6 protein-coding genes and 2 rRNA genes (1 of these 8 running past the window's edge) are annotated in these 6434 nt (G+C 56.5%); 3 read left to right on the top strand and 5 right to left on the bottom strand.

Annotation, left to right across the window (positions count from 1 at the left end):
• Both AO353_RS29400 and rrf read left to right on the top strand, forming a co-directional pair.
• Positions 1-956, top strand: a 23S ribosomal RNA gene (locus AO353_RS29400); it begins 1936 nt to the left of the window's first position.
• Positions 957-1113: 157 nt separating this feature from the next.
• Positions 1114-1231, top strand: a 5S ribosomal RNA gene (rrf, locus tag AO353_RS29395).
• Positions 1232-1306: 75 nt separating this feature from the next.
• Here rrf and AO353_RS29390 read toward each other — a convergent pair.
• Positions 1307-1681: a DUF2784 domain-containing protein gene (locus AO353_RS29390; RefSeq protein WP_054598140.1), complete on the bottom strand. Its 375-nt coding sequence runs from the start codon at positions 1679-1681 to the stop codon at positions 1307-1309.
• Between the two features lie 216 nt (positions 1682-1897).
• On the opposite strand from AO353_RS29390, the gene AO353_RS29385 reads away from it, so the two are divergent.
• Positions 1898-2947, top strand: coding sequence for a hypothetical protein (locus tag AO353_RS29385; RefSeq protein ID WP_054598139.1), 1050 nt, complete (start codon positions 1898-1900; stop codon positions 2945-2947).
• An 18-nt stretch (positions 2948-2965) separates the two neighbouring features.
• Here the strand turns inward: AO353_RS29385 and AO353_RS29380 are convergent, their stop codons facing one another.
• Genes AO353_RS29380 through AO353_RS29365 form a run of 4 tightly spaced genes read right to left on the bottom strand, consistent with a single transcriptional unit; the run spans position 2966 to position 6415 of the window.
• On the bottom strand, positions 2966-3526 hold the full coding sequence (locus tag AO353_RS29380) for a PqiC family protein (RefSeq protein WP_054598138.1): 561 nt from the start codon (positions 3524-3526) through the stop codon (positions 2966-2968).
• Between the two features lie 15 nt (positions 3527-3541).
• Complete coding sequence (locus tag AO353_RS29375; RefSeq protein ID WP_054598137.1) at positions 3542-5197, bottom strand: intermembrane transport protein PqiB; 1656 nt, start codon at positions 5195-5197, stop codon at positions 3542-3544.
• Entirely contained in the window at positions 5178-5822 is a 645-nt protein-coding gene (locus AO353_RS29370) for a paraquat-inducible protein A (RefSeq protein ID WP_054598136.1), read from the bottom strand. The genes AO353_RS29375 and AO353_RS29370 overlap by 20 nt, the downstream gene beginning before the upstream one ends.
• Complete coding sequence (locus AO353_RS29365) at positions 5819-6415, bottom strand: paraquat-inducible protein A (RefSeq protein ID WP_054598135.1); 597 nt, start codon at positions 6413-6415, stop codon at positions 5819-5821. The genes AO353_RS29370 and AO353_RS29365 overlap by 4 nt, the downstream gene beginning before the upstream one ends.
• Positions 6416-6434 lie beyond the last annotated feature (19 nt).

Here is a 6434-nt window from a genome sequence, read left to right as displayed (position 1 = left end):
GGTAAGTTCCGACCTGCACGAATGGCGTAACGATGGCGGCGCTGTCTCCACCCGAGACTCAGTGAAATTGAAATCGCTGTGAAGATGCAGTGTATCCGCGGCTAGACGGAAAGACCCCGTGAACCTTTACTATAGCTTTGCACTGGACTTTGAATTTGCTTGTGTAGGATAGGTGGGAGGCTTTGAAGCGTGGACGCCAGTTCGCGTGGAGCCAACCTTGAAATACCACCCTGGCAACTTTGAGGTTCTAACTCAGGTCCGTTATCCGGATCGAGGACAGTGTATGGTGGGTAGTTTGACTGGGGCGGTCTCCTCCTAAAGAGTAACGGAGGAGTACGAAGGTGCGCTCAGACCGGTCGGAAATCGGTCGTAGAGTATAAAGGCAAAAGCGCGCTTGACTGCGAGACAGACACGTCGAGCAGGTACGAAAGTAGGTCTTAGTGATCCGGTGGTTCTGTATGGAAGGGCCATCGCTCAACGGATAAAAGGTACTCCGGGGATAACAGGCTGATACCGCCCAAGAGTTCATATCGACGGCGGTGTTTGGCACCTCGATGTCGGCTCATCACATCCTGGGGCTGAAGCCGGTCCCAAGGGTATGGCTGTTCGCCATTTAAAGTGGTACGCGAGCTGGGTTTAGAACGTCGTGAGACAGTTCGGTCCCTATCTGCCGTGGACGTTTGAGATTTGAGAGGGGCTGCTCCTAGTACGAGAGGACCGGAGTGGACGAACCTCTGGTGTTCCGGTTGTCACGCCAGTGGCATTGCCGGGTAGCTATGTTCGGAATAGATAACCGCTGAAAGCATCTAAGCGGGAAACTAGCCTCAAGATGAGATCTCACTGGGACCTTGAGTCCCCTGAAGGGCCGTCGAAGACTACGACGTTGATAGGTTGGGTGTGTAAGCGCTGTGAGGCGTTGAGCTAACCAATACTAATTGCCCGTGAGGCTTGACCATATAACACCCAAGCAATTTGAGAACTCGAAAGAGGCCAGATTGCGGTGTGTGAAGACGAAACGAACCGAAAGTTCGAGCTGCTCACAAACACCGAGATCTATCACATACCCAATTTGCTGAAGCGAGACCAACTGGTCACGACTCAGTACCCGAATTTCTTGACGACCATAGAGCATTGGAACCACCTGATCCCATCCCGAACTCAGCAGTGAAACGATGCATCGCCCGATGGTAGTGTGGGGTTTCCCCCATGTGAGAGTAGGTCATCGTCAAGATTAAATTCCGAAACCCCAATTGCGAAAGCAGTTGGGGTTTTGTTTTGCCTGCGAGAAAGTGCCCGGACAACCTGACTAGGTTGCCCGCGCCAGCTTCCACTGCCTGGCCAGATGCACATAGACAATCACGTTGATGAGAAGCACCAGGCAGCCCAGCCCTAGCTGTATCGCCGGTGTCAGTCCCGCCGGGTATATCAACGGCCACACATAGTGCTCGATGAAACTGTCACTGTAACCGTCCTGTCCGGCAGATTGGCGCCAGAGGTTTTCCCAACGGGTCAGTGGGCAGGTCAACTGAAAGACTTCGACGACCACGCCCCACACGGCTGCCGGCAGGTGCCACCAGATCAAGTGCCGCCATTTGAGCGTTAACAGTCCGCCGAAAAGCACGAACAGAATGAACATTAGATGAAACAGTACCAGCCCGTCGGCGGCTATTCGGTAAAGCATGACGACTCCGTCCTCGATTGTTTTCCATAGCCGCCGAATATGCGGTTTTGTTGAAGTAAGGCTGCTCGCCTTCAGCAAAACCACACGTTCACGCGGTGATTTTTTGTCCTGTCTCTCGCCACCTATACTCAAAATACCATGGTCGGAAATGCTGCTCGTTCCGTTCGGACAGCGTAAAGGTTAGCGCTGCCGTGTCATTTCTAGGGGACTGCGATCTTGAATCTGCGTTTCCTGCACGTTGTCTTGTTAGTGGTGTTGGCAGGATGTGCCACAGTACATCGTGCCTCCGAGCCGACTGCGCCGGTTGTAATCTCGGAAGCGACCTGGCAGCAGATTGATCAAGACATAGACACCGCATCGTTGGCCTCCAAAGGCGTAGTCAAGCGTTACACACGCAGCGCCATGGAGCGCTGGAGAGAGCTGGTCTACCAGCGTACTGAAACAGACTTCATCCCGTGGTTTACCAACTATTGGACCCAGCAATGGCTGTCTGCGAAGGTGGGCTGGTACAAGATGAGCAGCGGAGGAGAGGTCGATCCAGTGGTAAACCGGCTAACGGTCTATCTACAGGAGCAATACCATGAACGCGTGCTGGACCCCGTCGCCAAGGTCACCGATCCCAACGCGATCATGGTTGACGCAATTGCTCTGTATTTACAGACCCTCGACGCGCATCTCGTGGAGATCCAGCAGCACTACAGCGCACCTCAAGATCAATTCGACCGTCGACTCAACGACATTCCGGCAATTGCGCTGGCACCTCCGCCCGCACGCAACGCTTCGCTCTATCAAATTGCTCATGCTGAACCGGTTACCAAACTGCCAGCCTATCAGGCCTTGATCGAACGGGTTCGCAGCGCTAACAGCGGCGCGGGAGCCGGGTTATCGGACGCCGGTATATCGTCGGTGGCCAAGCGAGCCGGCGAAAAACTCGAAGCCGAGATTGCCACGCGCAGTGCCGCCGGTGCTGTTGCCGCGGCAGTTGGCCGAGTAGCGGGGGCAGTAATTTCTGTGGTGTCGGCGAGTGTTGGTGCTGTCTCGAACGAGCATGATCGGCCGGAGACGGAAGCGCAGCTACGCAAAAGCCTGGGCGACGCGTTCGACAAAGCGTGGCTTGGGTTGATAGAAAACGAGGCCAATGGGGTAATGGCGGGGGTCTACTACATTTCGGGGCAGATAGAAGGCAGTCTCGCCAAAAACCTGCCGCTCGTGCCCGAACCTGCACCGCTGGAGTCTCCTCTGCAAGGCGGTCAGGCTCTTCAGTAGGAGAATAGCCTACCTCTGCTACTCAACAGGTGGACATCCATTGAGGGGCGCGCTGGCCATTTTGCTGATCAGGCCGGCCAGTCGTTTTACGTTGTTTTGATGAGCCACCACCAGATCATCAACGGTCGATCCCGTCGGTGTTTGCAACGTTGTGCGGCAGGTCAGCGGTGCGCTGTTTGCATCGGCTCCCGAAGTCCTCAGGCGCCATTTCACATCGACGAGTGCGTACTGACCGGGGACAGAATCAAAACGCTGCACATCGACCCGCAGCGAGACATCGCGCTGAGATGTCGTGCCAGACAGTTGATTGAGCAAGGCGCTTTTCAACTCGTCGGACAGGCTGGCCCCCCACCATTCGGTTTCCAGAATTGCCAGGCCGCTGTTGCCCTGACGAATGACGATTTGCGGGCGGTCGACCTGAGGCGGCACGGTGACCCGCTCAATCTGGATATCTGCGCTGCCACGCGCGCCTGCGGCCAACTGGGCCGGGATCAGGGTATGGTAATGAATCGGATCACTGCGGCATGCGACGAGCAACACCACCAGGCTGAGCAACGAAACTTTCAGCGAAATAGCCATGGGCTTGCTCCTGGGTCAGTTGCTCGAAGACGGCTGCAGGTCTTGTGTAGGGGCACCTTTGGGGCGCCCGCGCAACAGGGATTCTGGATGACGAGTCAGGTAGTCTGACAATTCACGCAGCGAGCGTGATGCGCGCCCGAGTTCGTCCAGGGTTCCACTCAATTGCTCACGTTGTGGCGAGCCTTCGGCGAGGGTCGAGCTGGCCGATTGCAGGGTTTTACTCAAGTCCTGCAAGGTGTTCTGTACACTTGGCAGTGTCGTGCTGTTGACTTGTTTGAGGCTTTTACGCAGTTCTGTCAGGTTGTCATCAAGGTTGTTGGCGATGCGCTCGATCGGCAGTTTGTTGATCTTTTCGATCACTGCCTGAAACTGCTCTTGCAACTGCTCGAGGCTCGCAGGAACAGTGGGTATCCGCATTGGCCGGGCGTTGGGGTCGAAGGCAACTTTTTCGGCTTTAGGGAAGAAATCCAGTGCAATGTACAGCTGTCCGGTCAACAAATTGCCACTGCGGGCCTGGGCGCGCAGGCCGTTTTCGACAAAGCTGCCCATGAGTCGATTAACCGCCTGTTCGTCGTCGGGGTTGTAGTTCAGGGCCTTCAGCATCTTGATATGGGCCTGGCCCAGACGTTGCGGATAGATCACGATGCCCACGTTGATGGGGAAACTGTGGGCCTTCTCATCGTAGTCCAGATTGATCGCGACCACCTTGCCGATATCCAGTCCCTGGAATTCCACGGGGGCATCCACCTTCAAGCCGCGCAACGCCTGATTGAAACGCAGCGACAGGAATTGCGCCTTGCCGTTGGGTGGGGCAAGGGCGGTCTGTTGATTGTCGAACAGCTCGAAGCTCCTGTTTTCGGCCGCCGGTTGGTCGTTGGGACTGTAGTCTGGAGCACGAAAGGTAATTCCGCCCACCAGCAAGGCTGACAGTGACTCGGTTTTGAACGCAAAGCCATTGGCGCCCACATCGATGGCGATACCGCTGACGTTCCAGAAACGAGTGTTTTCAGTGACGTAGACATCGTTCGGCGCCTTGACGAAGACCTGGATATCCACCCCCTTGCCCTCCGAATCCAGGGTATAGGCGACCACTTGCCCCACCGGGATCTTGCGGAAGTAAACAGGAGAGCCAATTTCCAGTGAACCGAGATCCTGGGTGTGCAACATGAAATGCTTGCCCGGTTCACCAAAGGTGAGGGGGAGCGGGGCTTCAAGACCTATGAAGGTTTTGGCGCGGGCATCGGCGCGACCGGCGTCGGCACCGACAAAGGCGCCCGAGAGCAACGTGTCAAATCCAGACACGCCGCCGGCACCAATGCGTGGCCGCACGACCCAGAACTTCGAGTCTTCGCGGGTGAAGGATTCCGCCTGTTTGACGAGTTTCACCGTGGCGTTGACGCTCTTCTGGTCATCGCTCAATTCGACCTCGGAGACATGGCCGATCACCACGTTGCGGTATTTGACCTCGGTCTTGTTGGCGATGAGACCTTCGCCAGTCTTGAAGTTGAGAATGATGGTTGGACCTTGTTGCAGTATGTTGTGCACCACCAGGGACACCCCGACCAGCACTGCGACGATCGGCACGATCCATACCAGCGAAATACTCCAGCGACGGGTCTTGATGTTGGCATGGCCGGGGACTGGCTGTCCCTCAGCGGCTTGCGACTCCATCCATGACCTCCTTGGATTTTCGGTTTTCCCAAATCAGGCGCGGGTCAAAACTCATTGCCGAGAGCATGGTGAACACCACCACCAGACCAAAGAACAGTATCCCCTGGCGGGGTTCGATATCGCCCAGCGCCTGGAACTTCACCAGCGCCGCTACCAGTGCGACGACAATCACATCGAGCATCGACCAGTAGCCGATCAGCTCGACAAAACGGTAGAGTTTTGAACGCTCTTTGCGAGCCCAGAGGCTGCCGCGTTGTACCGTGATCAGCAGCAGCGAGAGGGCCACGAACTTGATGCCCGGCACCGCAATACTGGCGATGAAAATGATCAGCGCAATGTCCCAGGCACCATGCTCCCAGAACTCCAGCACGCCGCCGATGATGGTGCTTTCAGAGTCGCTGCCCAACATGCTGGTGTTCATCACCGGCAACAGATTGGCCGGGATGTAAAACACCATTGAGGCCAGCAGGTAGGCCCAGGTTCGGGTCAATGAGTTGGCTTTGCGGGCATGCAAGGGGGCGCCACAGCGCTCGCACTCGTGTGGGTGGTCGGTCATGTCACAGGCATTGCCGCAGCTGTGGCACAGGCAAAGGTTGAGATCGCGGGCTTCAGGTGCTGTGTTCATAGGGTGTCCCACAGGTCGCGAACATCGCGGCCGGCAATCCGGATCAGCAGCAAGCTCAGCACCGAGAGGGCAAACAGGCCGATGCCCGGTAGCACATCAAGCAGACCTGCAAGTTTGAACACCGAGACCAGCGCCCCCAGTAGGCAAACCTCAAGCATGCTCCAGGGCCTTAGCGTTTCCAGCCAGCGCATGCACAGCCTGAATGCCGGTGAGCGCCTGGCCGCCAGGGCAAAACTCAACACCCAGACCAACAACAGCAGTTGAATGATGGGGGCGATGATCATGGCGATGGCCGCGACCATGGCCATGAAGGTGATCGGCCCCTGGCTGAGCGCCAGCACCGAGTCCCATAAAGTGGCGCTATTTTTCAGGCCTTTGAGGCTGATGCTCATCACCGGATAGAAGTTGGCGAAAACCCACAGAACGGCGGCCGTCAGGCTCAAGGCCAGGCGTTGCTCCACTGACAATCCGTTGTAGCGCTGAAGTACCCCGCCACAACGCGTGCACAGGGCAGTTTGATGTTTGGCGAGCGCCACTTTTTCATACACGCAATCGCAATGTTCACAGATGATCAAATGATCAGTCCTGGTCATGGTTCGCGCTCAGGGGAAG

It is taken from the genome of Pseudomonas fluorescens, from assembly GCF_001307155.1.
Lineage (GTDB): Bacteria > Pseudomonadota > Gammaproteobacteria > Pseudomonadales > Pseudomonadaceae > Aquipseudomonas > Aquipseudomonas helvetica.
The sequence above is the reverse complement of the archived record's forward strand: the minus strand, read 5'-3'. Positions and strand labels throughout refer to the sequence as shown.